A 25,366-nucleotide genomic window follows, 5' to 3' on the forward strand; every position below is an offset into this window, starting at 1 on the left:
TCGGACAACTCCGTGAGACGGTGCGAGAACAACGATCCTCCCCAGGACCTGCGCCGACGATCGACGTGGTGCGGTCAGCGCTGGACGAGCGACTTGCGGTGCTTGAGCGCGCGGTCGGGATCGACCGCGACGACCTCGAAGGACTTCGTGGAACGCAAGCGGCGGAACAGGTTGTCCGAGCCGGTGACGCAGACCCGCTCCACGCCGTGCTGGCGCAGGGTCCCCACCACCGAGTCCCACCGCACCGGTTGGACGATGCCGGCCAGGTGCAGCTCGCGGACCCCCTCCCCGGTGGTCACCAGCGCGCCGTCGTGGTCGGCGACGAGCGGCAGATCCGGGTCCGCGAAGGTGTACTTCGGGTAGATCTCCCGCGCGGCGTGCTCGCGCTGCGGCTCGAACAGCGAGCTGTGCGCGGGCGGTCGCATCGTGTACATCGAGTAACCGCCCGCGTCGCGGATGCTCTGCTTGAACCAGTCGAGGTTGTGCTCCCGCAAGGAGACGTTGAAGAAACCGTCCTCCAGGTAGGAGGAGATCTCGGCCCACTCACCGCGCTCGTCCAGCTCGGCCAGCATCTCCGCGAGCGCGTCGCCCGGCGTGCGGACGAAGGAGTGCGTGACGATGTCGGCGTTCTCCGCGCGGTCGAAGTACTCCCGCTCCCACGCCGCCAGATCAGCGGTCAGCCGCACGGTGTCGGCGAAGGACAGCGCTCCGGAGAACGCCGTCGCCGCGCGCAGCCCGTTGCTGGGTCCCGCGCACAGCAACGGGTTCAGGCCGAGGTGCTCGCGAGCCCAGTCCGACACGGCGATCGAGTTGACCACGAACGCCACCTGGGCGACCTCGGTGTAGACGTGCTCGGAGCGGCTGAACGCGGTGAGCACGTCGTAGCCGACCGCCTCCGAGGCCTCGGCCAACCGCGCCTTCGCGAACGGGTTGACGATCATGAACTTGCCGACGTCCGCGAAGGTCGACGGCCCCATGCCCGGAAACACAACAGCGGTGCTGCTCATGCCGAGACCCCGGCGGTCTCCACGCCCAAAGCCATCTTCTCAAGCTGCTTGCGGTCGGGCTTTCCGTTGCGGTTGAGCGGGAAGCGCTCCAGCACGCGCACCTGGTTCGGGTGCTCGAAGGGCGGCAGCACGGCCGAGACCATGCCGCGCCAGTAGCGGGCGTCGCGGTCCTGCTCGTCCTCCACGAAGAAGACCAGCTGCGCGCCCCTGCGCTCGTCCGGGACGGCGATGATCTTCACCGAGCACCCTGCTGCGGCGAGCTTGTGCTCGATGATCTCCGGGTAGAGCACGTACCCCATGCGCTGCACCGCGAACTTGCGGCCGATGACGAAGACGTTGCCGTCGTCGTCGACGTGCCCGAGGTCGTTGGTGCGGAACCAGCCGTCGTCCAGCGCGACCTCCACGACCCCGCCGTCCAGGCCGAGGTAGCCCTCCATCATGTCCGGCGTGCGCACGATCAGCTCGCCGACCTCGCCGGGCACGACCTCGGCGCCGTCCTCGTTGATCACGCGCACGTCGATGCCGTTCATCGGCTGCCCGGTCGCGACCGGGTTCTCGTTGGTGGCGAAGGCGACGTTGCCCATCTCGGTGCTGCCGTAGCTGTCCAGCAGCGGCAGCCCGAAGGTCGCGACCGCGCGCGGCACCAGGGTCGGGTCGAGCGGCGCGGCGCCGACGCAGAGCATCCGGGCGGTGCGCAGCTCATCGCGCAGCGCGGGACGTCGCTCGGCCAGGTTCAGGATGCTGCGGTAGGTCGCGGGCGTGGCGTCCACGACGGTGACCCCGGTCTGCCCGGCAAGCCGCAGCGCGCGGTCGAGCCGCTTGTACGGCGCGATCACCAGCGAGCACTTGGCCAGCCACGCGATGAGCACCATCGACAGGCCGTACTGGTGGGAGAAGGGCAGCAGCGGCAGCAGCACGTCACCGCGCCGGTGGCCCATGTGGTCGGCGTTGCGCACCAGGTTGCGCAGGAACTTCCCGCCGGACTTCACGATGCCCTTGGGCGTACCGGTGGAGCCGGAGGACCACATGATCAGGCCGTCGACGCGCTCGCCCCACGGCTCGAAGTCCAGCCGCCGCTCGGTGTTCGACCACGCGATGTGCTCGTCCAGCGCGGCGACGAACAGCTCGTAGAGGTAGATCCGGTCCTCGTCCTCGGGCAGCGGGGCGTCGTCGTCCACCAGGCACCACGCCGCACCCGCCTGCCGCGCGATGAAGCGGGTCTCCTCGGCGCGCTCCTGGTGGTCCACCAGGACGATCGAGGCCCCCAGGTGCATCAGCGCGAACAGCGTGCCGACGTAGGCCAGGGAGTTCCCCGCCTTCAGCAGCACCCGGTCGCCGGGCCGGATTCCCTTGGCGCGCAACACTTCCACCACTCGCAGGGTGTTGCGCTCGAACTCCGCGAAGGTCTGCACCGAGTCCAGGGCGAAGAACTTTGCCGTCATCGGATCGAACTCCTTCCCACCTCGCGCCCGCGCTCCGCACGCTTTTCAGCCGATTCGACAATGGTGTCGAACGGTGACCCCAGTAATCACACAGCGTGCTTGCACATACAGAGTCGGGCGCGACAAACCTACGTCCGGCCAGCTCGCGGACGACACCCTTTAGGATGCCCTTACACCCCCTATCACGAAGAACACGAAACGATAACACCGGGGTTAACGTGCACTTTTCCACAGTGTCGACAGTTCGCACGGCCACAAAATCCGCGCACAATCGAAAAACCATTAACACGTGGCTCACACGAAGCGGACGTGATCGCTCCGAGCGAACGAACGTGCAGGTATAGGGGTTGTCGCCCCAACGCCACAGTCCTAACCTGAGGATGATTCAACGTCGCTTAACTGCCACTCGGGACACCGCGACCCTCCAGGCAGCGCATATTAGCGTTCTTGATCCGAGGGAACACGAACACCTTCTGCCCATTCTCGGGGAGACGGCGCCGCAAATAGGTTGACCACCTCGGTCACTAATGCCGCGAGCGCGCCGAGGGTCGTTGTTCACGGAGATGAACAGTTCGCAACGGCGGTACCACGAGATCTTCGCAAACATTTTCCGCTCGGCGAGACCGGCGACCGTCCGGCCACCACGTTCCTGGGGGAACCACACGATGCTCTCGCTGCTCACCGACCAGCAGGCCCTTCCCGAGCCCGTCGGCCCGCTGACCATGTTCGGCCCGGACTTCCCCTTCGCCTACGACGACTGGCTGGCCCACCCCGCCGGGCTCGGCAGGCTGCCGGAGCACGTGCTGGGCACCGAGGTCGCGGTGATCGGCGGCGGGCTCTCCGGCCTGGTGACCGCGCACGAGCTGATGAAGCTCGGCCTGCGCCCGGTGGTCTACGAGGCCGACCAGCTCGGCGGGCGGATGCGCTCGGCGAGCTTCGAGGGCCACCCCGGCACCGTTGCGGAGATGGGCGCGATGCGCTTCCCGCCGTCGGCGACCGCGCTCGGGCACTACCTGGACCTCCTCGGCCTGTCCACCGCGCCGTTCCCGAACCCGTTGTCCCCGCTCACCCCTGGCACGGTGGTCGACCTCAACGGCGAGAGCCACTGGGCGCGCACCTCCGCCGAGCTGCCCACCGCCTACCGCGAGGTCGCCGACGCGTGGGAGAAGGCGCTGCACGAGCACGCCGAACTGTCCATGATGAACGCCGCGATCCGCAGGCGGGACGTGGCCGGGATCAAGGCGATCTGGAACCGCCTGGTGCCCAAGCTCGACGACGTCTCCTTCTACGGTTTCCTGTCCTCCTCGCCCTCCTTCGCCTCCTTCCGGCACCGCGAGATCTTCGGCCAGGTCGGCTTCGGCACCGGCGGCTGGGACACCGACTTCCCGAACTCCATGCTGGAGATCCTGCGCGTGGTCTACACCGGCGCGGACGATGACCACCAGCGCATCCTCGGCGGCTGCCAACAGCTCCCCCTCGGCCTGTGGGACTACTCCCCCGGGCGGATGGCGCACTGGCCCGAGGGCACGTCACTGGCCTCGCTGCACGACGGCGGGCACCGGCCCGCGGTGACCGCGATCGACCGCGTCGGCACGGGATTCCTGGTGCACGACAAGGAAGGCGTGGCCCGCGAGTACCCGGCCGCCGTCTTCGCCGCGCAGAACTGGATGCTGCTGTCGAAGATCCGCTGCTCGGAGTCGCTGCTGCCCGGCCCGGTGTGGACGGCGGTGGAGCGCACGCACTACATGGGCAGCTCCAAGCTCTTCGTGCTCACCGACCGCCCGTTCTGGCGCGACATCGACCCCGCGACCGGGCGCGAGCTGATGAGCATGACGCTCACCGACCGGATGCCGCGCGGGGTCTACCTCTTCGACGACGGCCCCGACGAGCCCGGCGTGATGTGCCTGTCCTACACGTGGAACGACGATTCGCTGAAGTTCGCCGCGCTGCCCGCCGACGAGCGGCTGGAGGTCGTGCTCGGCTCGCTCGCGGCCATCTACCCCGGGGTGGACATCCGCTCGCACGTGATCGCCCCGCCGGTGACGATCACCTGGGAGAACGAGCCCTACTTCATGGGCGCGTTCAAGGCCAACCTGCCGGGCCACTACCGTTACCAGCGCCGGTTGTACACCCACTTCAAGCAGGACGGGCACGCGAGCGGCCATCGGGGGTTCTTCCTTGCGGGGGACGACATCTCGTGGACCGCGGGCTTCGCAGAGGGCGCGGTGACAACGGCGCTCAACGCGGTCTGGGGCGTGCTCACCCACCTGGGTGGGACGACCGCGGCGGGCAATCCGGGACCGGGTGACGTCTTCGACCAGATCGCCCCTGTTGAGTTGCCTGAGGACTAGCACCGCCTGAGCTTCGTCACGACTTCCGTTGGGGACCGCGAAACATGATCAAATTAGGCAAGGCCCGCTGGGGCATCCTGGCCGCGCTGGCCATGAGCGAGCTGCTGGTCACCGTCGACAGCACGGTGTTCGGCCTGGCGATCCCGTCGATCACCCAGGACCTGCGGCCCAGCCTGTCGCAGCTGCTGTGGATGAACGACGTCTACCCGCTGCTGCTGGCCGCGCTGCTGCTGACCTCCGGCTCGATCAGCGATCGCTTCGGGCGCAAGAAGATCCTGCTGCTGGGCTTCCTGATGTTCGTGGTGAACTCGCTGTTCGCGGCGTGGGCGCCCACCCCCGAGCTGCTGATCGCGGCGCGGGCGGGGACGGCGATCGGCGGGGCGATGATCATGCCCGCGATCATGTCGATCACCAGGGTGGTCTTCCCCGACCGCAAGGAACGGACGCTGGCCATCGCGGTGCTCGGCGCGGTGCTCTCCATCGGCGCGGCGCTCGGCCCGCTGCTGGGCGGATTCCTGTTGGAGCACTTCACCTGGCACGCGGTGTTCCTGATCAACGTGCCGGTGATCGCGGTCGCGACCCTGGTGGTGCTGCGCTTCGTCCCGGAGTCGCGCGCCAGCGGCCCCGGCGGCATCGACGTCCTCGGCTCGGTGCTCTCCGTGCTCGGCATCGGCTGCCTGGTGCTGTGCATCAAGACCGCCACCAGCACCGGCTTCACCCTCACCGCCGCGCTGCTGCTGCTCGGCGGGATCGTGGTGCTCTCCGGCCTGATCGCGTGGCTGCGCCGCGCTCCGCACCCGCTGCTGGACCTCAACATGTTCCGCAACAGGGGTTTCAGCACTGGCGTCGGTTCCGCGGGTGTGGCGATGCTGGCCATGTCGGGCGTGATGTTCGTGCTGGAGCAGCTGTTCCAGTCGGTGCTGCACTACAGCCCGATGCGCGCGGGTTTCGCGCTGTTGCCGCTGCTGCTGGCGATCGTGCTGTCCACCTTCGTCGGCATGCTCATGCTGCGCTGGGGCCACCGCCTGCTCTTCGGCGTCGGACTGGGGCTGACCTCGCTGTCGTTGTTCGGCAGCTGGCTCGCGCTGGAGGCGGGAGGCTACCTGCCGATCGCGGCGATGATGGTGGCGCTGGGCGCGGGCATCGGCCTGACCATGATCGCCGCCAACGACGCGGTGCTGACCGTGGCGCACATCGACCACGTCGGCAGCGCGGCGGCGACCGAGGAGACGACCTACGAGCTCGGCATCGGCGTGGGCATCACCGTGATGGGTGGCATCGCCTTCTCGGTGTACTCCGACTCGCTGCGCTCGATCCCGGGTATCAGCGAGGACACCATGAACGCGGCGCGGGAGTCCGCCAGCGCCGCGGTCGCCGAGGCCGCCACCCTCCCGCCCGAGCTGGCCACGCGCCTGCTCGCCGATTCCGGGGCCGCGTTCATCGACGGCATCCAGCTCAACGGGATCATCGGCGGCGTGCTGGTCGCAGTCGTCACGGTGGCGGCGTGCGCCCTGATGCCCAGGCACATCACCGCCGAGGACGAGGCTGAACCCCGTCATGAGGATGATGTTCAGGCGCCTGCGAAGTCATCGAGCGACTGACGCGCCCGCTGGGTCGGCCCTGCTTCGGTAGAAGAGGAAGCAGACCAACCCAGAACGGGGAGCAGCGGCATCATGAAGATCGTCATCACCGCGGTCGGTGTTCGCGGGGACGTCGCCCCCTTCACCGGCCTCGGTCGGCGGCTCGCCGAGGTCGGCCACCAGGTCGCCGTCGCGACCGCTCAGGCCCACGAACCGCTGGTGCGCGCGGCGGGCCTGGACTTCCTGCACCTGCGCGGCGCCGACTCCTCGCACACCGCGTGGGAGGAGACCGGCGCGGGCGCGGTGCTCTCGGGAGCCCGCCAGTACGTCGAGATGATGCGGGAGCTGTGCGAGGGCGTGCTCACCGTCGCGGAGGGTGCCGAGCTCCTCCTGCTGCACCACCTCACCATCCCCCAGGGGTACGCGGTCGGCACGGCGCTCGGCATCCCGACGATGGCACTGGAGCTGTTCCCCACCGCGATGGCTCCGACCGGCGACTTCCCCCCGGCGGAGGCATCGCTGCCGAACCTGGGCCGCTGGGCCAACCGGCACCTCGACGGCGTGCTGCGGACGCTGACCGCGCCGACCGTGCGCTTCTTCTCCGACTTCCAAGCTCGGCTCGGCCTGCCCGCGGTCGGCCTCAACCCCATGCTCCGCGCCATGCACCAGGAGAACTACCCGGTGCACCACGGCTTCAGCCGTCACGTGGTGCCGCGCCCCAGCGACTGGCGGCCCGGCCTGGAGATCAGCGGCTACTGGTGGCCCGCCGTGCGGGAGGACTGGACGCCCTCGCCCGAGCTGGCCGACTTCCTCGCCTCCGGCCCGCCCCCGGTCTTCGTCAGCTTCGGCAGCATGGCCAGCAGTGACGGAGAACGGCTCTCCGAGATCACCGCCGCCGCGCTGCGCAAGGCCGGAGTGCGCGGCATCGTGCAGTCGGGCTGGGCAGGCCTTGCCGTGGCGGACAACGACGACGTGCTCACCATCGGCGAAGCTCCGCACGAATGGCTCTTCCCGCAGATGGCCGCGGTCGTGCACCACGGCGGAGCCGGCACGACCGGAGCCGCGCTGCGCGCAGGAGTTCCCGCTGTGCCAACGCCTTTGACCGCCGACCAGCCGTTCTGGGCCGCGCGCTTGAAGAAGCTCGGTGTGAGTCCTGGCTCGGTCCCGCTCCGCAAGCTCGACGCCGACCGGCTCGGCGAGCTGATCCACCGCGCGGTGCACGAGCCGTCCTTGAGCGCGGTGGCCGACGCCGTCGGCGAGCAGGTGCGCTCGGAGGACGGCGCCGGCCAGATCGTCAAGGCGGTCGAACTCCTTGACTGACAAGGGTTTCTCAGCAGATGCGGGCCTTGGGCTTCTCGGTGCTCTCCCACACCAGCAGGTCCGCGCGGCTGTTGACCTTGAGCTTGCGGTACACCCGGGTCAGGTGCTGCTCCACCGTGCTGACCGTGATGAACAGCTTGCGGCCTATCTCGCGGTTGGTGTGCCCGCGCGCGGCCAGCGCGGCGACCCGGCGTTCGGCCTCGCTGAGCTGCGCCAGGCCCTTCACCTCGACGGCCCCCTTGGTGTCCGAGGGCAACGATTCCCTTGCCAGGGAAAGGAGATCGCCGCAGACCGTGCGCTCGGCGTGGCACTGCTGCGCCAGGTGCACGGCACGACGGACCATCATCCTCGCGCGGTAGAACTCACCGAGCGCGTAGTGCGTGCGGCTGAGTTCGGCCAGCGTCTTGGCCAACTCCAGCCGATCTCCGCACGCCTGGAGGATGTCGGCGGCCTGGCGCAACAATCCCGGCCGCTGGCGCAGCTCCACCGTGGAAGCCAAGACCCGCAGGGAGATCCCGCGCGCCCGACGCAGACCGGCAGAGCGCCCGAGCTGCTGTTCGGCGAGTTCGCGCGCCTGTTCCCGCGCGCCGAGACGCACGTGCACCTGCGCGAGTTCGGTGCGCCACGGGACCAGCGCGGGCGCGTCCGTCCCCCACTGCGTCATCAGCGCGCCACAGCTGCGGAAGTCCGCTTCCGCAGCCTGCGGCCGATCCGTCGCGAGGAAGTGCACCCCGCGCGCGAGCAGGTACGGCAGGCTGTACCGCGAGCGCAACATCACCTCGGGCACCGGAAGGCGCAGAACCTCGGCGGCAGCCGAGTGCTCGCCCATCTCGGTCAGCGCCAACACCCTGATGCCTTGCGCCGCGCGCACCCGAACACCCAGCCCCTGCACGCCGACGTGGTTCAGCGCCGCTGCCGCGTGCTCGTCGGCTTCGGTCAGATCACCGTGCCGCAGCGCGATTTCCGCGCTCACCAACGACAGCACGGCACGCCACGTCGGCACCTCGCGGCTGGTCGCCTCGCCGAGCAACGGCACGCAGTAGTGCGCCGCGCGGTCGGCTCGGTCGGCGTAGACCAGCGACATCAACGCGAACTCGATCGCCTCCAGGCTGGCCGCGCTGAGCCGCGTGGCCTGGAGGATCTCTTCTGCCGCGAGGACGATCTGGTCGGTGTTGCCGTTGGCCAGCGCCCTCGCCAGCACCGCCGCGGCCGAGGGCGTCGGGCGCAGGCCGTTCTGCGCGGTGCCCAGCTCCGCCACGCGCGGCGCGGCGGGCAGGCGGGCCAGCAACTGCGGGAAGCTCGCCAGCAACTGGTGCCGCACCAGGGTGAGCTGCGCATCGCGGCCCGCCGCCTGCACGTCCCAGCGCAGCAGCAGCCGGTTCGCTTCGTCGACCCTGCCGAACCACAGCAGGCACGACAGCAACGAGAACTGGTCGGACTGCTCCAGCAGGTCCAGCTCCGCGAGGTCCACCAGGCCGGTGAGGTGCCGCGCGGCGTCGGCCGGGGCGAAGTGCCACAGCGCTTCGACCAGCCGCAGCGTCACGACCGCGCGTCGGCGCTGCCCCGAGCACGCCAGCTGCGCCAGTTCCAGGCACCGCACCGCGAGCCCCGCGTCATCCACGGCGAGCGCGGCTTCGGCGGCTTCCTCCAGGATCGGCACCACGGCCGGGTCCTGGTCCCACCCCACCGCGAGCAGCAGGCGGGCGATCGTCAACGCCTCACCCCGGTCGGCCCGCAGCAGCCACGCGGCGCGCACGTGCAGCTCGGTGCGCTCGGTCGCGGGCAGGTTCTCCAGGACCGCCGCGCGGGCGGCGGCGTGGCGCAGGCGCCCGCGCTCCAGCAGCCCGGCCATGTTCAGCGTCTGGATCGCCTGGATGACCGCCTCGGGCTCCAGGTCCAGCAGCCGGTGCAGCATCGAGGGCGTCGCCGCTTCGTGCAGCACCGCGAGCCCGGCGGCGACCTCCGCCACCGGCGGTTCACAGCGATAGAGGCACGCCAGCACCGCCTGCCGGTAACCGTCTCCGACCACCGGTTCCGGACTCACCCCCGTCGGCAGTTCCCGGTGCGCGGCGCGATATCCTTCGATGAGCGCGTTGAGCAGCAGCGGGTTTCCCCCGCTGGCCGCGAAATAGGTCGGAGTGGCCTCGTTCGTTGCCTCTTCTCCCAGTTCGGCGGCCAGTCGCCGCATGACCCCGGCGGGCGTGAACGGAAACAGCCGAATGCGCTGGCAGTAGGGCTGCCGCAACAACTCCGCCCGAAAGTGCAGATAGGACGGGGTAGAACTCTCACCCTCCGTGACAATGACCATCACACGCGCCGACCGCAGTCGCCGGAGCAAAAACAGAACGCACCGCAGAGAAGCGGTGTCCGCGTGGTTCAGGTCGTCGAGGGTGAGGATCACCGGCTGCCGCTCGGCCACCGCGAACAGCAGCGAGCACACCTCGTGCGCGATCTGCGCGTGCTCCTGCGGGATGACCTCGCCGACCCCGTCGGTGGCTGGCCCGCCCGCGTGCGCCGCGAGCAACCCCGCGACCCGGCCGGTGTCGGCCGGAATCCCTTGCAGCAGTTGGTGGAGGAACCCGAAGGGCAGGCACCTCTCCGCCCGCGAACCCGTCGCGGCCAGCACCACGGCGCCCGCGTCGAGCGCGTCCTCCGTGACCGCGTTGACCAGCTCCGTCTTGCCGACCGCGGCCCCGCCCGAGACGACGACGACCCTGCCGCGCCCGTCCGCGCACTCGGCGAGCAGATCGCGCAGAATCCGCAACTCATCGTCCCGCTCAACCAGAAACATGCCGCTCCTCCCCAGGTAAACGGCCCATCAACCAAGTGAATCCCAGTTCCAGAAGTACACCCAAAGCCCAGAACACGCAGATCCATCCGAAAGGCTAGTCATCACGCTACCAACACCGCCGCCGCCATTCGGCGCAATTAGATTTACACATAAATACTGATGTCATTGATACAAGACTACACATCATTGCAAGAGGAATCAGAAAGTTCGATTCGCACTCCCGCAGCCCCATCGGCACGATCCCACACGACCACACGACAGTTCCCAATAGATTGAGAAAACTGTTCTGGCATCATCCTCAGGTGGCACGTGCCAGATGATTTTTGCCGCTCAGCCGACACCCTGGCCTGCTACCTCGGTCGCACCCAGCCCCTCCTGCCGCCCCCGCCACCCCCCGGGACCGGCGGAGCTGGGCCCGCCATTCCGCCAGACGAGCAAGCCGACGCCCTCACCCCTGAGGATCATCGATATCGCTCCCCACCCACCTCAGGTAGCACTCCGGCTCCCCACCCCACCCGAGGGTTCGCCGCAGTTGAAGCCCCCCGGACCACCTCAGCGGTTCAGGCGGGATTCGAGGGCGGAGAGGAGGAGGTCGAGGCCGTAGGTGTACTCGCGCTCGTGGTCGCAGGACGCCAAGAAAGGAGCGGACTCGGCCAGCGAGGGGAAGGCGTCGGCGGAGAGGTCGGCGCGGCGGCGGGCCACGGCGGAGAGATCGGAGCCGTCGAAGGCGGGGGTGGACTCGACCTCGCGCAGCACGGTGCCGACGAGGAACGCCAAGACCGCGCGCAGGGCGTGAACGGCTTCCGATGCGGAGAACCCAGCCCGGCGGAGTGCGGCGAGGGCGGCATCCGATGCGGCGAGGCTGCCGCCGGAGACGAGTTGGCGGGTGAGCAGCAGGCGCGCGGCGTGCGGGTGGCTGATGGCTGAGCTGCGGAAAGCGTCGGCGAGCGCGCGGAGGTCGGCTTTCCAGTCGCCGGCGGGCTCGGGCAGGACCATGCGCTGGATGACCAGTTCGGCGACGCCGTCGATCACCGCGTCCTTGTTGGGCACGTGGTTGTAGAGCGACATCGCCTCCACTCCGACCGCAGCGGCGAGCTTGCGCATGCTCAGGCCCTCGATGCCGTTCTCCTCGACCAGGGTCAGCGCCGCTGCCAGCACTTTCTCGCGGGTCACCTTGTCGCGGGGCTCCATCGGGACTGCCTTCCGGTTGACGGACTTACAGTGTAAGTGCTTCCCTTGACTTACAGCGTAAGTACCTGGGAGGCCCGCGTGTTCGATCCCGCCGACGTCGCAGCACTGCCCAGCCTCGGCGCGGCCGTCGAGGTGTTCGACGGCCTGCCCGGCGTTCCAGGCGGCTTCGGCGCGAAGCTCACCTGGGCGCGCACGCGCGCGGCGGACTTCCGCAGGGAGTTCTCGGCGACGGGCACCCCGGACAGCGTGATCACGTGCGATCTGGTGACGCTGCCCTACCCGACGCGTTTCGGCCTCTTCCGGGCGAGCCGCGCCATCGCGCCGTTCCTGTCGATCACCAACCGGATGTTGGTGATCCGCTGGCACGACAGCGGCGGTCGACGGCGCACCCTGTTGTTCGAGCCCAGCGATGTGGAACGCGGCGAGAACACCCCGTACTTCGCGGCGCTCAAGCAGCGCCTGCCGAACTTCATGGACAAGCTCGCGGTCACGCGGCACGGCACGGTTCAGCACCACCTGACCCGCCTCGGCATCCGGCCCGAGGAGGTCGACTACCTCATGTTCGACCACCTGCACACGCAGGACCTGCGTCGCTGGATCGGCACCACGACGAACCCGGGCGACGCGTACTTCCCCAACGCCAAGGTGATCGTGCAGCGCGACGAGCTGGCCGGAATGGCGGACCTGCACCCGTTGCAGCGCCCGTGGTACCAGGTCAGCGCGTTCGACGACGTGCCGGCCGAAGCGTTCCTGGCGGCCGACGGCGGACTGGTACTCGGTCCCGGCGTCGCGGTACTCGGTACCCCCGGGCACGTGTTCGGGAACCAGACGCTGGTGCTCAACACCTCGACCGGCATCTGGGCCAGCAGCGAGAACGTGATCGCCGCCGAGTGCCTGACCCCGGAGCACAGCCGCCTGCCCGGCGTCGCGAGGTGGGCGCGCGCGTGGCAGCAGGAGGTCGTGCTCAACGCGAACACCTTGGAGACCACGGCGGAGCAGTACAACTCGATCATCCTGGAGAAGTCGATCGTCGACCGCTCCCAGTCCGATCCGCGGTTCCTCCAGTTCTTCCCGTCCAGCGAGCTGACGGCCGCGTGGACCAATCCCGGAACCACCCCGACGTTCACCCACAAGACGCTCACCTGAGGACGCTCATGATCACCGACGAAGTCCGCGCCGCCCGCGAGAAGCTCGTGCTCGACCACTTCCAGGACGAGGTCGACCACCGCTGGGACGACGTGCTGTCGACGTTCCCGCACCCGCGCTACGAGGTCATCGCGACGATGACCGTGCACGACGGCGACGCGGCGGTGCGCGGGTACTACCACGAGACGCGCGTGGCCTTCCCCGACCAGCACCACGAGATCATCAAGCTGCGCCACACCGATGACGCGATCGTCGTGGAGTTCTGGCTGATGGGCACGCACCTCGGCCCGCTCGGCAAGATCCCGGCCACCGGCAGCGAGTTCCGCACCCGGATGACCGCGTACTTCATCTTCGACGAGGACGAGACGCTGGTCTGCGAACGGATCTACTTCGACTCGCTCACCCTGCTGCGCCAGCTCATCGGCGGGCTGGACCTGAAGAAGCCCGCCAACTGGTGGCTGCTGGCCAGGTGCGTGAAGGGCGCGCTGTCGATGACCGGCGGCAAGCCCGCCCCCGAACTGCTCACGTGAGCCTCACGGCGTGGGAGTGATCTTGTAGAACTGTCCTCCCGCGCCGAAGAGCACGCTGCCGCCGGGAACGTCGGAGCCGGTGACCGCGCGCCAGCCGGAGCGGGTTTCCCTGGTGCCAACGGTTTTCGCCACGTCCGGCCGGGACAGCCCGGCGATCCCGCCGCCGACGACGGTGCCCTGCGCGTCGACCACCAGCACGCACTCCGGGCGGCGGTGGTCGATCACCGCCCATCCCCTGATCGCGGTGTCCCCCTTCAGCGGCCCCGATTCCAGATGGCCCTGTGTCGGCCGCCCCGCGCCGGGATCGGGTACCGGACGGACCCGCGTCGGGTCCACTTTGGAACCGAGTTCCTGACCGCACCCCAGCGTGAAGGAGTCCGAGTACGGATAGGCACCCAGTGCCCGCACGGGCTTGAGCGCGCTGATCGGCTCCAGGCGCAACTCCGCCATCGTCTTCGGCGCCTCAACCCGCACAGCGATCGCGAGCAGGTTCTGCTCCGGGTAGTTCGCGCGCACGGTGTCGGCCGCCTTCGTGCCCATCGCGAAGGTCAGCAACGCGACGGTCGTGGCCGCGAACGCCGTCTGCCCATTGGAGGGCTGCCAGGCGAGCACCGCGAGCACGAGCAACGCGGAGATCGCCAACGCCGGAATCACCGCGTACCGGCTGGTCGAGCCGAGCTGGGTGGCGAGGTTGATCCGCGACAGGCTCACCATGCCCGCGACGAGCACCGCGTACAGGCCCAAGCCCGCCCAGCCCGCCGCGCGGCGCACTGCCCCGTCCTCGACGCGGTCCCGCAGCACTCCGGCGACGAGCACCACCAGGATCAACCCGGTCAGCACTCCGCCGAAGACTGCGACATCGCGCACCGAGGACCACAAGGAACCCAGTGTCTCCGCGAAGGTCGACAGGTAGCTCTCCGCGCCCAGCGGCTTGTCCGGAGTCGGCAGGTGCTCGGCCCGCTTGACCAGCAACCACGACACCCCGACCGCCACGCCGAGCCCGGCCGGGAGCACGATCTGCCACAGACGATCACGCCGCAGCCACGCCACCAGCGCGACCGCGAACCACACCGGGAACGCACTGCCGTAGCCGAGGCACCCGACGGCCGCCGCGAGCACGGCCAGCACGGTGCGGCCCCGGTGCGCGAAGGGCAGCGCGACCACGCTCGGCAGGTAGCCGGACAGCCCGTGGACGCCGTTCATGCTCATGCCGAACAGCTCAAGACCGCTCGGCGACAGCAGCAGGAACGCGAAGGCCATCGTCAGCGCCGCGCGCTTCGCCCGGCCGAGGTCCTTGGGCAGCATGCGGTTGAGCGCCAGCACCATCAGCACCGCCGCGAGCACCACGGCCATGCCCAGCGCCTGGTTCGAGCCGCCGAGGAAACGGATGTCGATCCAGAACAGCAAGCCCGGCCACACGAACGGGTGTTCGTTGTGCAGGTTCACCAGGCCGCTCGGGTGCAGCGAGCCGTCGTCGTTGGTGGCGTTGCCCAGCATCGACCAGAAGTCGAGGAAGTTGAGCATGGGCGAGCGCAACACCTCGACCACCATGATCACCACGGGGACCGCCGTCAGGGCCAGCAGGCCCAGCTCCAGCCAGCGATCCCGGCGGTCCGTCACCACGGCTGCCGTCTCCCCGTCCACGCGCACCGCCGGAATCTATCCCGGCGTCAGCTGGTAGAGCCGCCCACCCGCCGACACGACGACACGATCACCCGCTGTGCCCGGACCTGCGACGGCCGTGAACCCCAGGCGCGGGTCCGAAGCTGCGAGCGCCTGCGCGACATCGGGTCGCGGCACGCCGGTGATCCCGCCGCCGACCACCGTGCCCGAGCGATCCAGCACCAGCACGCAGTCGACGCGCTTGTCAGCGACCATCGCCCAGCCGTTGATCAACGCGTCCCCGACCGCAGGGCTGTCCAGGTTGCCGCCCGTGCGCTCGGTCGCCGACACGCCCCGAACCGGCGTGAGCGCGTCCGCGCCGATCACCTCGCCCAGTTCGTGCCCGCCACAACCCAAGCTGAAGTCCTCGTTGAACGGGTAGAGCCCCAACGCGCGGGCGGCGGGCAGCGCGGCGACCTTGGCCCGCAGCTGCGTGACCATCGCCGGGGCGTCGGTGCGCATGGCGATCGCGAGCAGGTCCTGCTTCGCGTACTGAGCGCGCACGTGCCCGGCCTGCACACTGCCGATCGCGTAGGTCATCAGGCCGACCGCGACCGCCGCTCCGGCCACTCGAACGGCGCTGACCTGGGGCCAGCTGATCACCACGAGCGCGAGCGCCGCGCACGCCGCCAACGCCGGAATCGACGCATAACGGCTGGTCGAGGCGATGTCCAGACCGGCTCCCGCGCGCGCCGCACTGATCATCACCGCCGCGCCCGCCGCGTACACCGCCACCCCGATCCACGGCGTCTGCGGGTGCTGCACGTCGTCCGCGAAGCGCCTGCGCACCCCCAGTCCGGCGAAGCCCGCCAGCAGCAGTCCCGTGAGCACGCCCGCGCCGGTCGCCACGTCCTGGTTGGTCGACCACAGCTGTCCCAGAGCCGCCGCCACCGCCGCGAGGTAGCTGTCCAGGCCGAGCAGATCTCCCTTGTCCAGACTCGGTTTCGGCCCGTAGGTCATCGCCCAGCCGAGCACGACCACGACGCCGATCACGAGCGGCCCGACCACCCACCGCGCGCGCTCCCGCCGCAGCCAGTTGACCAGCGCGAGCGCGGGCCACACCGCGAAAGCCGTTCCGTAGCAAGCACATCCGACGATCCCGACCACGATCGCGCTGGCGTGCTTGCCCCGCCACGCGAGCACGAGCGCGCCCACAGCGGCCAGGTTCGCCGACAGCCACCCGATCCCGCTGAAGCCGAACGCGAAGTTGTGCAGGCCGCTCGTGGTGAACAGCAGGAACGAGAAGCCCGCCGTGAGCGCGGCGCGCTTGGTGTCGCCCAGCTCGCGCGGCAGCAGCCGCCGCAGCAGGAGCACGGTGGAGCTGACCATGATCACATCGATCAGCCCGAGCACCTGGTTGTAGCCGCCGAGCAGCTTCGCCTCCAGCCAGAACAGCAAGCCGGGCAAGAACATCGGGTGCTCGTTCTGGTACGTCAGCACGCCGCGCGGGTAGAGGCTGCCGTCGTCGTCGGTGACCCGCGTGAAGACCGACCAGTAGTCCAGGAAGTGCAGGCGCGGCGAGCGCAGCACCTCGAACAGCATCGCCGCTACCGGCAGCGCGGCCAGGACCAGCAGCAAGGTGCTCGCACGACCAGCACGGACGGGCGCGTTCGACGACATATCGGCGAACCGTACCGGCACCCCGTTCGCACTACCGTGTCGGTCCGCCGCTCGGCTGCGAGAATGACGCGATGGCCGAAATCGACCGTCCACTGTGGCTGTTCGGAGACCAGCTCGGGGCGCACTTCCACCACGGCACCCGCGAAGTGCTGCTCGTCGAGTCCGAGAACGCGCTGCGACGACGGCCCTACCACCGGCAGAAGCTGCACCTCGTGCTGTCGGGGATGCGGCACCTCGCCGCGGAACTCGGCGAGCGAGCGACCCTGTTGCGCGCTACGACCTATCGGGCGGCGCTCGCGGAGTACGGCCGCCCGGTCGCCGTGCACGAGCCTGGTTCGCACGCCGCTGAGGAGCTGGTGCGGGCGCTCGAACGCGACGGCCTCGTCGCGGAGGTGCTACCGACTCCAGGATTCGCTTTGTCCCGCAAGGAGTTCGCCGCGTGGGCGCGCGGGCGGGAGCGCTTCCTGATGGAGGACTTCTACCGCGACCAGCGCAGGCGCTTCGAGGTGCTGATGGACGCGGACGAGCCCGTGGGCGGGCGGTGGAACTACGACGCCGACAACCGCGAACCCCCGCCGAAGGGGGCGTCCCGGCTGCCGGTGGAACCGCCGTGGTGGCCGGAGGAGGACGAGATCGACGAGCGGGTCCGCGCCGACCTCGACGCGATGGACCTGGACACCGTCGGCCGGGACGGTCCCAGGCTCTTCCCGGTGACGTCGGCGGAGGCTCACGCAGCTCTGGAGCACTTCGTCCGGCACCGGCTCGCCGCGTTCGGCCCGCACGAGGACGCGATCCTCGGCGAGGACTGGGCGATGGCGCACTCGCTGCTGTCCGTGCCGCTGAACCTGGGGCTGCTGCACCCGCTCGACGTCGTCCGCGCGGCCGAGCGCCGAGCCGGTGACGCGCCGCTGAGCAGCGTCGAGGGCTTCGTGCGGCAGGTGCTCGGCTGGCGCGAGTACGTGTGGCACCTGTACTGGCACTTCGGCCCGGAGTACAAGCGCAACAACGGTTTCCGCGCTCGCGTGCGGCTTCCGGAGTGGTGGGCCGAGCTCGATCCCGGCGCTGTGCGGGCGAAGTGCCTCAAGTCCGCGTTGGCGGGCGTGCGCGATCGCGGCTGGGTGCACCACATCCAACGGCTGATGGTGCTGGGCAACCACGGCCTGCAACGCGGCTACGACCCCGCTGAGCTGAGCGACTGGTTCACCACGTCCTTCGTCGACGGGTTCCCGTGGGTGATGCCGGTGAACGTCGTCGGGATGAGCCAGCACGCCGACGGCGGTGTGATGGCCACGAAGCCGTACCTGTCGGGCGGTGCCTACGTGAACCGCATGAGCGATCACTGCTCGACGTGCCCGTACGACCCTCGGAAGCGGCTCGGCGACGAAGCGTGCCCGTTCACTGCCGGGTATTGGGCGTGGTTGCACGGCAACGCGCGCGAGCTGTCCGGCAACCACCGGATGACCCGCGCGCTCAGCGGACTGCGGCGGCTCGACGACGTCGAGGCGGTTGTCGAGCAGGAACTCGGTCGCGAGCAGTTCTGAACGTGCACGATCGGGCTACGGCGACGAGGCTGGGCGTATGCGATGCCTGGTGACTGGAGCGACCGGATACCTCGGCGGACGGCTCGTGCCGCTGCTGCTCGCCGAGGGCCACGAAGTGCGGTGCCTGGTACGAGATCCCGGCAAGCTGCGCGACGTTCCGTGGGCGGAGCAGGTCGAGATCGTGCGCGGCGACGTGCTCGACGAAGCTTCGGTGCGCGCGGCGACCGAGGACATCGACGCCGTGCACTACCTCGTGCATTCCTTGAACCACAAGGACTTCGCCGAGATCGACCAGCGCGCCGCGCGGATCGTGGCGTCCTGCGCGCGCTCCAACGGCGTACGGCGGCTCGTCTACCTCGGCGGGATCACTCCGGCCGGAAGCGATCTGTCCGATCACCTCGCTTCGCGCGCCGAGGTCGGTGAGATCTTCCTGCGCTCCGGCGTGCCCACCGCTGTGCTGCGCGCGGCGGTGGTGATCGGCTCCGGCTCGGCGAGCTTCGAGATGCTGCGCTACCTGACCGAACGCCTGCCCGCGATGATCACGCCGAAGTGGGTGCACAACCGCATCCAGCCGATCGCCGTGCGCGACGTGCTGCACTACCTCGTCCGCGCGCTCGACCTGCCCGCCGAGGTCAACCGCGGCTTCGACATCGGCGGCCCCGACGTGCTCACCTACGTGGAGATGATGCGCGGCTACGCGCGGATCGCCGGGCTGCCGAGGCGCGTGATCATCCCCGTTCCCGTGCTCAGCCCCCGGCTGTCCTCGCACTGGGTCAACTGGGTCACCCCCGTTCCCGCCTCGATCGCCCGGCCGCTGGTCGACTCGCTCGTGCACGAGGTCGTTCGGTCCGAGCACGACATCGACGCCCACCTCCCCCAGCCTTCGGGCGGGCTCACCGGCTACGCGCGCGCCGTCGAGCTGGCCCTGGCCAAGATCCGCGACGGCGAGGTGCAGACCCGGTGGTCCAACGCCTCCCCCGCGGGCGCCCCGTCCGAACCGCTGCCCAGCGACCCCGCGTGGTCCGGCGGTTCGGTCTACACCGACGTGCGGGAACAGCGCTCCGGCGCTCCGCCGCAGTCCGTGTGGCGGGTCATCGAGGGCATCGGCGGCGAGAACGGTTGGTACTCCTTCCCGCTCGCGTGGGCCGTGCGCGGGTGGTTCGACCGCGCCGTCGGCGGCGTCGGCCTGCGCCGTGGCCGCCGCGACCCCCGCGTGCTGCACACCGGCGAAGCGCTCGACTGGTGGCGCGTCGAGGAGATCGAGCACGGCTCCCTGCTCCGCCTGCGCGCCGAGATGCGCGTGCCCGGCAAGGCGTGGCTGGAGCTGTCCGTGGCTTCGGCGTCCGGCGGCTCCGTCTACCGGCAGCGCGCCGTCTTCATCCCGCACGGCCTGCTCGGGCATCTGTACTGGTGGGCCGTGTGGCCCTTCCACGGCATAGTGTTCGGCGGCATGAAGCGCAACATCCTCGCCGCCGCGGCCGCACATGGCTGACTTCGCACCCGTCGGCCCCAAGGACTACCTCGACCGCTTCCTGGCCGAGTTCGACCTGGACCCCGCCGACGTCGGTGACCAGATCCGCGCCGACGGTGCGGACGAGTGGCTCGTGCACGAGTCGCTGCTGCGCTCACACGGCGAGTTCCCCTGCGCCGGCGACGCCGAGGCACTGGCGTTCTGCCGCGAGATCGTCCGGGAGCTGGCTTCGCTCGGTGTGCCCGAGCCCGAGGCGGTCGCCCTGGTCAACCAGCAGTGGTCGGACCCCGCGCCCGGCGGAGGCACCCCTCGCGTCTGGATAGTCGGCCTGGACATCGCCTACCACGAGACCCCCGCCCACTGGGCAAGGCAGATCCACGATGGGCGCTCGTAGGTCCCGCGCATCACCGGGTCCGGCCGCGTTGTCGCGCGTGCACCCCTCGCCGTTCACACCGAGCCTCCCAGCACCTTCCAGGCTCGGGTGGCCACGTGCAGGTTGAGCCTGCTGTCGACGTCGTTCAGGTCGAGGTCGGTGATCTCCCGGATCCGGCCCAGCCGGTAGCGCAGGGTGCTGCGGTGGATGACCAGCGCGGAAGCGGTCTCGTCGTAGTGTCCGCCGCATTCGAGGTACTGCGCCAGCGTCTGGACCAGATCCGCGTTCTTGTGCTCGTCGTAGTCGAGTAGCCGGCCCAGCCATTCCCGCACGTACGCCACGATTTCGGCGTGGTTCCCGCCGCTGTCCAGAATGCGGTAGAGGCCCAGCTGGTCGAAGGTCGTCGCACCATCCGGCGACGCCGATTTCCGGCGGATGTCCAACGCCCGCGTCGCTTCCGAGTAGGACCGCGGAAAGTCGCCGGGGCGATCGCAGCGGCCACCGACCCCGGTCGCACCGGCGCCACCGAGGTTCTCCGAAAGCAGGCGGTACAGCGTGGCCCCGTCCGGGCAGCCGCTGACGAGGAGCACCACCGCACCCGAGTGCCGCGAGATCATCGAGCTCAGGTGCAGCGACGCGGCCGCTTGGCGCACGGCCTCGGCGACGGCGTCGTCGGTCTGCTCCTCGCCCCAGCGGACGACGATCACCCAATGTGCACCGCGCAGGTCGTGCCCAAGCGCGTCGGCACGAGCGTAGGCGCTCTCGTCGTCGGTGCCGGTGATCAGGTCATCGACCAGGTCCCGGTGCAGGCGCAGCTCGACCTCGGCGAGATTGCGCAGGTGGGACAGCTCCAGCGCCAGCACCGTCGTGGCGTATTCGAGCGTGAACATCTCGTGGGTGCCCACGGTGTTGCGAGGGTCCACCAGCGCCACCACAGCGAGCACCTCGTACCGCGGTTTGACCAGCGAGAGCACGCGGTCCTTCTCCCGGACCGGGTGCGGGACCGCCGCGGCGCGCTTGAGCATCTCCTCGCGCCGGTGGGCCTGGTGCTTCGGGTACGGGTCAGGCTTGCCGGGACCGGCCCAGGCGCGCAGGTTGCCGAAGCGGTCCTCGACCGCGACCGGCAACGACGTCAGCTGGTGCACGGCGTGGGCGATGCCGGGCTCGCCCGCGCTCGACACGGAGATGTCGCTGAGCACCTCGTGCACGTGCGTCTGCTGCTCGAGCCGGGCGACCGAGGCGGACAGCCTGCCGTTGAGCTCTTGCAGTTCGAGCGCGTGCTCGCGCTCCCGCCGGTGGAGCGAGGCGTTCACCAGCGCGCCCGCCGTCTGCCCGCCGAGCGCCTCGAGCAGGAAGAACTCGTCCTCAGGTGGCGCCTCCGCCGCGTGCACCACCAGGTAGCCCACCAGGCCGTGCAGCCCCCGCAGCGCGAAGCCCCAGCACCAGCCGCCGCCGGGGAGGACGAGCGGACCGCTGACACCGTTGAGGAACCGGACCCGCCGGTCGAGCTCCGCGTCCGGCTCCGCGTCGTCACGACGGCGGAGTGCGCCGCCTGTGAAGAGGTAGACCGCCTTGGCGCCGCAACTGCTCAACGACGGGACGGAGGTGGCGGCCAGCCGGAGGATGCCGTCGGCTCCCCTGCCGTCGATCATCATCGTCGAGACGACGAACAGCTCACGCAGAGTCGACAACCGGCCGCGCCACCAGCTCTGCGGCCGTTGTGGATCATCGCGGGCCCCGTCGCCCGCCTCGGCGGGTGTCACCGGACCTCCGACCGTCGACTGGCCAGAAGGCTACAGCGGTTGATCCTGCCCTGCCGGGTCGAGCGGGCGCGCGAATTTCGACCTGCCAGGCGCACACGCGGGCACCACTTCTCTTGCCACTGTGGCTGCCTCGCCGGTTTCGCGGTTCGACGCGGTGGGTCTTCCGCGACACGTACGGACGAGGAATGAGGGACGTCATGACACTGCTGCGTTTCGACCCGTTCCGCGATCTCGAACGGTTGACCGAGCAGGCCCTTACCGGTGCTCGCGGCCCGCGGGCGATGCCGATGGAGGCCTTTCGCCGCGATGACCGGTTCCTCGTCGCGCTGGACCTCCCGGGCGTGGACCCCGGCGACGTCGACGTGACTGTGGAACGCAACGTGGTGACCGTGCGCGCCCGCCGCGCACCGCTGCGCCAGGACGGTGACCAACTGCTGGTCGACGAACGGCCGCAGGGGGAGTTCAGCCGCCAGTTCTTCCTCGGCGACAACCTGGACACGACGCGGCTGTCCGCCGAGGTCGACCGTGGCGTGCTCGTGCTCGGCATCCCGGTCGCCGAAGCCAGCAAGCCTCGCAAGGTCGAGATCAGCACCAGTTCCGAGACGGCAGAAGACGAGCCCCGCATCGCCGAGAGGGCTTCCCGAGAAGAACCCGCCAACGTCTAGGAGTCCGACGATGACCGCGCAGCCCGGCGCCACGGCGCCAACACCGCGTCACACCACGGATCCCCGCGCTTCGCACCAGCGCCGTCCGATCGGGTCCTACGAGAACTACGGCGAAGCCGAACGCGCCGTCGACTACCTGTCGGACAACGGCTTCCCGGTCGAGCGGGTCGCCATCATCGGCTCGGACGTCAAGCTGGTCGAGCAGATCGTGGGGCGCCTGAACCACGGCGGCGCCGCGCTGCGCGGAGCCGGCTCCGGAGCCCTCACCGGCCTGCTGATCGGCTGGTTGTTCGGCGTCTTCAACTGGTTCACGCCCTTGCTGGCCGCGTTCACGCTGGCCGTGTACGGCCTCGTCTTCGGCGCGGTGATCGGAGCGATCTTCGGTCTTGTCGCGCACGCGCTCCAGCGCGGCCGCCGGGACTTCGCCTCGGTCCAGGTGATGGCGCCCTCCCGCTACGAGGTCGTCGCCGACGAAGCGGTCGCCGACGAAGCCAGGAACATGCTCGCCACGATGAAGGCCGGTGCGTGATGGCGAAGGCAGTCGGCATCGACCTGGGAACGACCAATTCGGTGATCGCCGTCTGGGAGGGCGGCGAACCGACGGTCATCTCCAACTCCGAAGGCGCGCGGACCACCCCGTCGGTGGTCGCCTTCACCGAGAGCGGGGAGCGGCTGGTCGGCCAGCTCGCGCGCAGGCAGGCGATCCTCAACCCGAAGGGCACGATCTACTCGGCGAAGAGGTTCATCGGCCGCAAGTACGACGAAGTCGGCGACGAGGCCAAGGCCGTCGGTTTCGACGTCGTCGAGGGCGCGGGCGGCGTCGTCCGGTTCAAGGTCCGCGACAAGCTCCACTCGCCGGAGGAGATCAGCGCGCAGGTCCTGCGCAAGCTCGCCGACGACGCGGGCAAGTTCCTCGGCGAGCGGGTGAGCGAGGCCGTCATCACGGTGCCCGCGTACTTCAACGACGCCCAGCGGCAGGCCACCAAGGACGCGGGCAAGATCGCAGGCCTCGAGGTCCTGCGCATCATCAACGAGCCCACAGCCGCCGCGCTCGCCTACGGGCTCGACTCGAAGGGCCACGAGACGGTCCTCGTGTTCGACCTCGGCGGCGGCACCTTCGACGTGAGCCTGCTCGACGTCGGCGACGGCGTGGTCGAGGTCCGTTCGACGGCCGGGGACACCCACCTCGGCGGGGACGACTTCGACCGCCGGATCGTCGACCACCTCGCCGATCGGTTCCAGCAGGACAACGGCATCGACCTGCGGTCGGACCCGCAGGCGCTGCAACGTCTCTTCGAGGCCGCGGAGAAGGCGAAGGTCGAGCTCAGCACAGTCAGCCAGACCAGCGTGAGCCTGCCGTTCATCACGGCGGACAGGGACGGCCCCAAGCACCTCACGACCACCTTGACGCGCTCGGTGTTCGAGCAGATCACCTCCGACCTCGTCGAGCGGTGCCTCGGCCCGGTCGAGCAGGCGATGGCCGACGCGAAGGTGACCGCGAACGACATCGACGAGGTCGTCCTGGTCGGCGGATCGACCCGGATCCCGGCCGTGCAGAGCCTGGTCCGCAGGCTGACCGGGGGCAAGGACCCGAACATGAGCGTCAACCCGGACGAGGTCGTCGCGCTCGGCGCGGCGGTCCAGGCGGGGGTGCTCAAGGGCGAGGTCAAGGACGTCCTGCTGCTCGACGTCACCCCGCTCTCGCTCGGCGTCGAAACCCGCGGCGGCGTGATGACGAAGATCGTCGAGCGCAACACGACGATCCCGGCGCGGCGGACCGAGGTGTTCTCCACCGCGCAGGACGACCAGCCCGCGGTCGACGTCGTCGTGCTCCAAGGCGAGCGGGAACGGGCCGTAGACAACCGGGTGCTCGGCCGCTTCCAGCTCACCGACATCCGGCCGGCACCGCGGGGCGAGCCCCAGATCGAGGTCACCTTCGACGTCGACGCCAACGGCATCCTGGACGTCACCGCGAAGGACAAGGACACCGGCGCGCAGCAGGGCATCACGATCAGCGAGAGCTCGAACCTCGACCAGGCGGAGATCGACCGCATGGTCACCGAGGCCGAGCGCAACCGCTCCGAGGACCAGCGGCTGCGCGAGGAGATCGACGCGCGCAACCAGCTCGACTCGGCCGCCTACCAGGTCGAACGGGCCATCACCGACACCACCCCGCCGCATGAGAAGGCGCGGGCGGAGATGCTCGTCCACGAGGCTCGTGAGGCCGTGAAGGACGCCGCCGCCCTGGACCGCGTGCGGTCGCTGACCTCGGAACTGCAGCAGGTGCTGGCCGGGCTCACCGCGCCCCGGGCGAGTGGCAGTGGCAACGGCAACGGTGACGGCGGCGGGCCGCGGCGGACGGCGGACGAGGACGACGTGATCGACGCCGACTTCGACCGGACGTGAGGCGGATCGATGGCCACCACGGGAAGGTCCGCGGAACAGGAGAACCCCTCCGAGGAGGCCGCCGAGGCGGACGAGAAGATCGCCGAGATCGAGGACCGGTGGCGGCGCGCCGTCGCCGACCTCGACAACGTGCGCAAGCGCCACGCCACGGAGCTGCGGCGGGCGACCGAAGCCGAACGGGAGCGGGTCGCCGCGGCCTGGCTCGAGGTGCTGGACAACCTCGAACTGGCGCTCGCGCACGCCGAAGCGGATCCGTCGGCCATCGTGCGGGGCGTCCACGCGATCCGGGAGCAGGCCGTCCGGCTGCTCGCCGGGCTCGGGTACCCGCGTGATGACGAGACCGGCGTCCGGTTCGACCCGAACCGGCACGAGGTCGTAGCCGTCGTCGAAGACCCGGCCGCCGAGCCGAACACGGTGACCCAGGTCGTGCGCCCCGGCTACGGGACCGATCGGCACCAGTTGCGGCCGACGGCCGTGACGGTGTCCAAGTCGCGGGGGTGAGTGCCG

At 69.8% G+C, this 25,366-nt stretch carries 19 protein-coding genes; 12 read left to right on the plus strand and 7 right to left on the minus strand.

The features are described from left to right. Positions 1 to 74 precede the first annotated feature (74 nt). Both ABD798_RS26840 and ABD798_RS26845 read right to left on the minus strand, forming a co-directional pair. Positions 75 to 1,007 (minus strand): ACP S-malonyltransferase, encoded by a 933-nt coding sequence (locus tag ABD798_RS26840; RefSeq protein ID WP_344880357.1) that lies wholly within the window; start codon positions 1,005 to 1,007, stop codon positions 75 to 77. Then, positions 1,004 to 2,449, minus strand: coding sequence for a class I adenylate-forming enzyme family protein (locus ABD798_RS26845; protein ID WP_344880360.1), 1,446 nt, complete (start codon positions 2,447 to 2,449; stop codon positions 1,004 to 1,006). The genes ABD798_RS26840 and ABD798_RS26845 overlap by 4 nt, the downstream gene beginning before the upstream one ends. A 665-nt stretch (positions 2,450 to 3,114) precedes the next feature. Between ABD798_RS26845 and ABD798_RS26850 the strand changes: the two genes are divergently transcribed. The 3 genes from ABD798_RS26850 to ABD798_RS26860 all read left to right on the plus strand — a co-directional run bounded on the left by ABD798_RS26850 (position 3,115) and on the right by ABD798_RS26860 (position 7,700). Beyond that, positions 3,115 to 4,800 carry a flavin monoamine oxidase family protein gene (locus ABD798_RS26850; protein ID WP_344880362.1) on the plus strand — a complete coding sequence of 562 codons (1,686 nt, stop codon included), beginning with the start codon at positions 3,115 to 3,117 and terminating at the stop codon, positions 4,798 to 4,800. 44 nt (positions 4,801 to 4,844) lie between these two features. Beyond that, positions 4,845 to 6,401 carry an MFS transporter gene (locus ABD798_RS26855; protein ID WP_344880365.1) on the plus strand — a complete coding sequence of 519 codons (1,557 nt, stop codon included), beginning with the start codon at positions 4,845 to 4,847 and terminating at the stop codon, positions 6,399 to 6,401. A 72-nt stretch (positions 6,402 to 6,473) separates the two neighbouring features. Continuing rightward, positions 6,474 to 7,700, plus strand: a complete 1,227-nt coding sequence (locus ABD798_RS26860; RefSeq protein ID WP_344880368.1) for a glycosyltransferase — start codon at positions 6,474 to 6,476, stop codon at positions 7,698 to 7,700. A 10-nt stretch (positions 7,701 to 7,710) separates the two neighbouring features. On the opposite strand, the gene ABD798_RS26865 is transcribed toward ABD798_RS26860, so the two are convergent. Both ABD798_RS26865 and ABD798_RS26870 read right to left on the minus strand, forming a co-directional pair. After that, entirely contained in the window at positions 7,711 to 10,491 is a 2,781-nt protein-coding gene (locus tag ABD798_RS26865) for a helix-turn-helix transcriptional regulator (protein WP_344880371.1), read from the minus strand. Positions 10,492 to 11,043: 552 nt separating this feature from the next. Further along, entirely contained in the window at positions 11,044 to 11,682 is a 639-nt protein-coding gene (locus ABD798_RS26870) for a TetR/AcrR family transcriptional regulator C-terminal domain-containing protein (protein WP_344880374.1), read from the minus strand. Between the two features lie 78 nt (positions 11,683 to 11,760). Between ABD798_RS26870 and ABD798_RS26875 the strand changes: the two genes are divergently transcribed. Together ABD798_RS26875 and ABD798_RS26880 are read left to right on the plus strand one after the other, a co-directional pair. After that, the gene (locus ABD798_RS26875; RefSeq protein ID WP_344880377.1) at positions 11,761 to 12,828 is read left to right on the plus strand and encodes an MBL fold metallo-hydrolase; all 1,068 of its coding nucleotides are present in this window, start codon (positions 11,761 to 11,763) and stop codon (positions 12,826 to 12,828) included. A gap of 8 nt (positions 12,829 to 12,836) precedes the next feature. Continuing rightward, on the plus strand, positions 12,837 to 13,358 hold the full coding sequence (locus tag ABD798_RS26880) for an ester cyclase (protein ID WP_344880380.1): 522 nt from the start codon (positions 12,837 to 12,839) through the stop codon (positions 13,356 to 13,358). A gap of 3 nt (positions 13,359 to 13,361) precedes the next feature. Here the strand turns inward: ABD798_RS26880 and ABD798_RS26885 are convergent, their stop codons facing one another. Both ABD798_RS26885 and ABD798_RS26890 read right to left on the minus strand, forming a co-directional pair. Beyond that, entirely contained in the window at positions 13,362 to 15,008 is a 1,647-nt protein-coding gene (locus ABD798_RS26885) for a hypothetical protein (RefSeq protein ID WP_344880383.1), read from the minus strand. Positions 15,009 to 15,017: 9 nt separating this feature from the next. After that, positions 15,018 to 16,640, minus strand: a complete 1,623-nt coding sequence (locus ABD798_RS26890) for a DUF2079 domain-containing protein (RefSeq protein WP_344880386.1) — start codon at positions 16,638 to 16,640, stop codon at positions 15,018 to 15,020. A gap of 71 nt (positions 16,641 to 16,711) precedes the next feature. On the opposite strand from ABD798_RS26890, the gene ABD798_RS26895 reads away from it, so the two are divergent. The 3 genes from ABD798_RS26895 to ABD798_RS26905 are packed head-to-tail and all read left to right on the plus strand — an operon-like array spanning position 16,712 to position 20,046. Further along, positions 16,712 to 18,181: a cryptochrome/photolyase family protein gene (locus ABD798_RS26895; RefSeq protein WP_344880389.1), complete on the plus strand. Its 1,470-nt coding sequence runs from the start codon at positions 16,712 to 16,714 to the stop codon at positions 18,179 to 18,181. A gap of 37 nt (positions 18,182 to 18,218) precedes the next feature. Beyond that, positions 18,219 to 19,673: an SDR family oxidoreductase gene (locus ABD798_RS26900; RefSeq protein WP_344880392.1), complete on the plus strand. Its 1,455-nt coding sequence runs from the start codon at positions 18,219 to 18,221 to the stop codon at positions 19,671 to 19,673. Then, on the plus strand, positions 19,666 to 20,046 hold the full coding sequence (locus tag ABD798_RS26905) for a hypothetical protein (RefSeq protein ID WP_344880395.1): 381 nt from the start codon (positions 19,666 to 19,668) through the stop codon (positions 20,044 to 20,046). Before ABD798_RS26900 ends, ABD798_RS26905 begins: the two co-directional genes overlap by 8 nt. Before the next feature lie 53 nt (positions 20,047 to 20,099). Here the strand turns inward: ABD798_RS26905 and ABD798_RS26910 are convergent, their stop codons facing one another. Further along, positions 20,100 to 21,788, minus strand: coding sequence for a PucR family transcriptional regulator (locus ABD798_RS26910; protein WP_344880398.1), 1,689 nt, complete (start codon positions 21,786 to 21,788; stop codon positions 20,100 to 20,102). 197 nt (positions 21,789 to 21,985) lie between these two features. Here ABD798_RS26910 and ABD798_RS26915 point away from each other — a divergent pair, with 197 nt between their 5' ends. Genes ABD798_RS26915 through ABD798_RS26930 form a run of 4 tightly spaced genes read left to right on the plus strand, consistent with a single transcriptional unit; the run spans position 21,986 to position 25,360 of the window. Then, positions 21,986 to 22,453, plus strand: coding sequence for an Hsp20/alpha crystallin family protein (locus tag ABD798_RS26915; protein ID WP_344880401.1), 468 nt, complete (start codon positions 21,986 to 21,988; stop codon positions 22,451 to 22,453). 10 nt (positions 22,454 to 22,463) lie between these two features. Then, positions 22,464 to 22,982: a YflT domain-containing protein gene (locus tag ABD798_RS26920; protein ID WP_344880403.1), complete on the plus strand. Its 519-nt coding sequence runs from the start codon at positions 22,464 to 22,466 to the stop codon at positions 22,980 to 22,982. Next, entirely contained in the window at positions 22,982 to 24,859 is a 1,878-nt protein-coding gene (gene dnaK, locus ABD798_RS26925) for a molecular chaperone DnaK (RefSeq protein ID WP_344880406.1), read from the plus strand. The genes ABD798_RS26920 and dnaK overlap by 1 nt, the downstream gene beginning before the upstream one ends. 9 nt (positions 24,860 to 24,868) lie before the next feature. After that, positions 24,869 to 25,360, plus strand: coding sequence for a nucleotide exchange factor GrpE (locus tag ABD798_RS26930; protein ID WP_344880409.1), 492 nt, complete (start codon positions 24,869 to 24,871; stop codon positions 25,358 to 25,360). The last annotated feature ends 6 nt before the right edge of the window (positions 25,361 to 25,366 follow it).

The organism is Allokutzneria multivorans, assembly GCF_039537405.1.
In the GTDB taxonomy this organism is placed as follows: domain Bacteria; phylum Actinomycetota; class Actinomycetes; order Mycobacteriales; family Pseudonocardiaceae; genus Allokutzneria; species Allokutzneria multivorans.

What these genes read in the sequence shown, in the direction of transcription:
- ABD798_RS26900 (WP_344880392.1), top strand. Translation starts at nt 18,219, where the DNA reads ATGCGATGCCTGGTGACTGGAGCGACCGGATACCTCGGCGGACGGCTC.
- ABD798_RS26880 (WP_344880380.1), top strand. Translation starts at nt 12,837, where the DNA reads ATGATCACCGACGAAGTCCGCGCCGCCCGCGAGAAGCTCGTGCTCGAC.
- ABD798_RS26890 (WP_344880386.1), bottom strand. Translation starts at nt 16,640, where the DNA reads ATGTCGTCGAACGCGCCCGTCCGTGCTGGTCGTGCGAGCACCTTGCTG.
- ABD798_RS26845 (WP_344880360.1), bottom strand. Translation starts at nt 2,449, where the DNA reads ATGACGGCAAAGTTCTTCGCCCTGGACTCGGTGCAGACCTTCGCGGAG.
- ABD798_RS26855 (WP_344880365.1), top strand. Translation starts at nt 4,845, where the DNA reads ATGATCAAATTAGGCAAGGCCCGCTGGGGCATCCTGGCCGCGCTGGCC.
- ABD798_RS26850 (WP_344880362.1), top strand. Translation starts at nt 3,115, where the DNA reads ATGCTCTCGCTGCTCACCGACCAGCAGGCCCTTCCCGAGCCCGTCGGC.
- ABD798_RS26860 (WP_344880368.1), top strand. Translation starts at nt 6,474, where the DNA reads ATGAAGATCGTCATCACCGCGGTCGGTGTTCGCGGGGACGTCGCCCCC.
- ABD798_RS26915 (WP_344880401.1), top strand. Translation starts at nt 21,986, where the DNA reads ATGACACTGCTGCGTTTCGACCCGTTCCGCGATCTCGAACGGTTGACC.
- ABD798_RS26920 (WP_344880403.1), top strand. Translation starts at nt 22,464, where the DNA reads ATGACCGCGCAGCCCGGCGCCACGGCGCCAACACCGCGTCACACCACG.
- dnaK (WP_344880406.1), top strand. Translation starts at nt 22,982, where the DNA reads ATGGCGAAGGCAGTCGGCATCGACCTGGGAACGACCAATTCGGTGATC.
- ABD798_RS26870 (WP_344880374.1), bottom strand. Translation starts at nt 11,682, where the DNA reads ATGGAGCCCCGCGACAAGGTGACCCGCGAGAAAGTGCTGGCAGCGGCG.
- ABD798_RS26865 (WP_344880371.1), bottom strand. Translation starts at nt 10,491, where the DNA reads ATGTTTCTGGTTGAGCGGGACGATGAGTTGCGGATTCTGCGCGATCTG.
- ABD798_RS26905 (WP_344880395.1), top strand. Translation starts at nt 19,666, where the DNA reads ATGGCTGACTTCGCACCCGTCGGCCCCAAGGACTACCTCGACCGCTTC.
- ABD798_RS26895 (WP_344880389.1), top strand. Translation starts at nt 16,712, where the DNA reads ATGGCCGAAATCGACCGTCCACTGTGGCTGTTCGGAGACCAGCTCGGG.
- ABD798_RS26930 (WP_344880409.1), top strand. Translation starts at nt 24,869, where the DNA reads ATGGCCACCACGGGAAGGTCCGCGGAACAGGAGAACCCCTCCGAGGAG.
- ABD798_RS26840 (WP_344880357.1), bottom strand. Translation starts at nt 1,007, where the DNA reads ATGAGCAGCACCGCTGTTGTGTTTCCGGGCATGGGGCCGTCGACCTTC.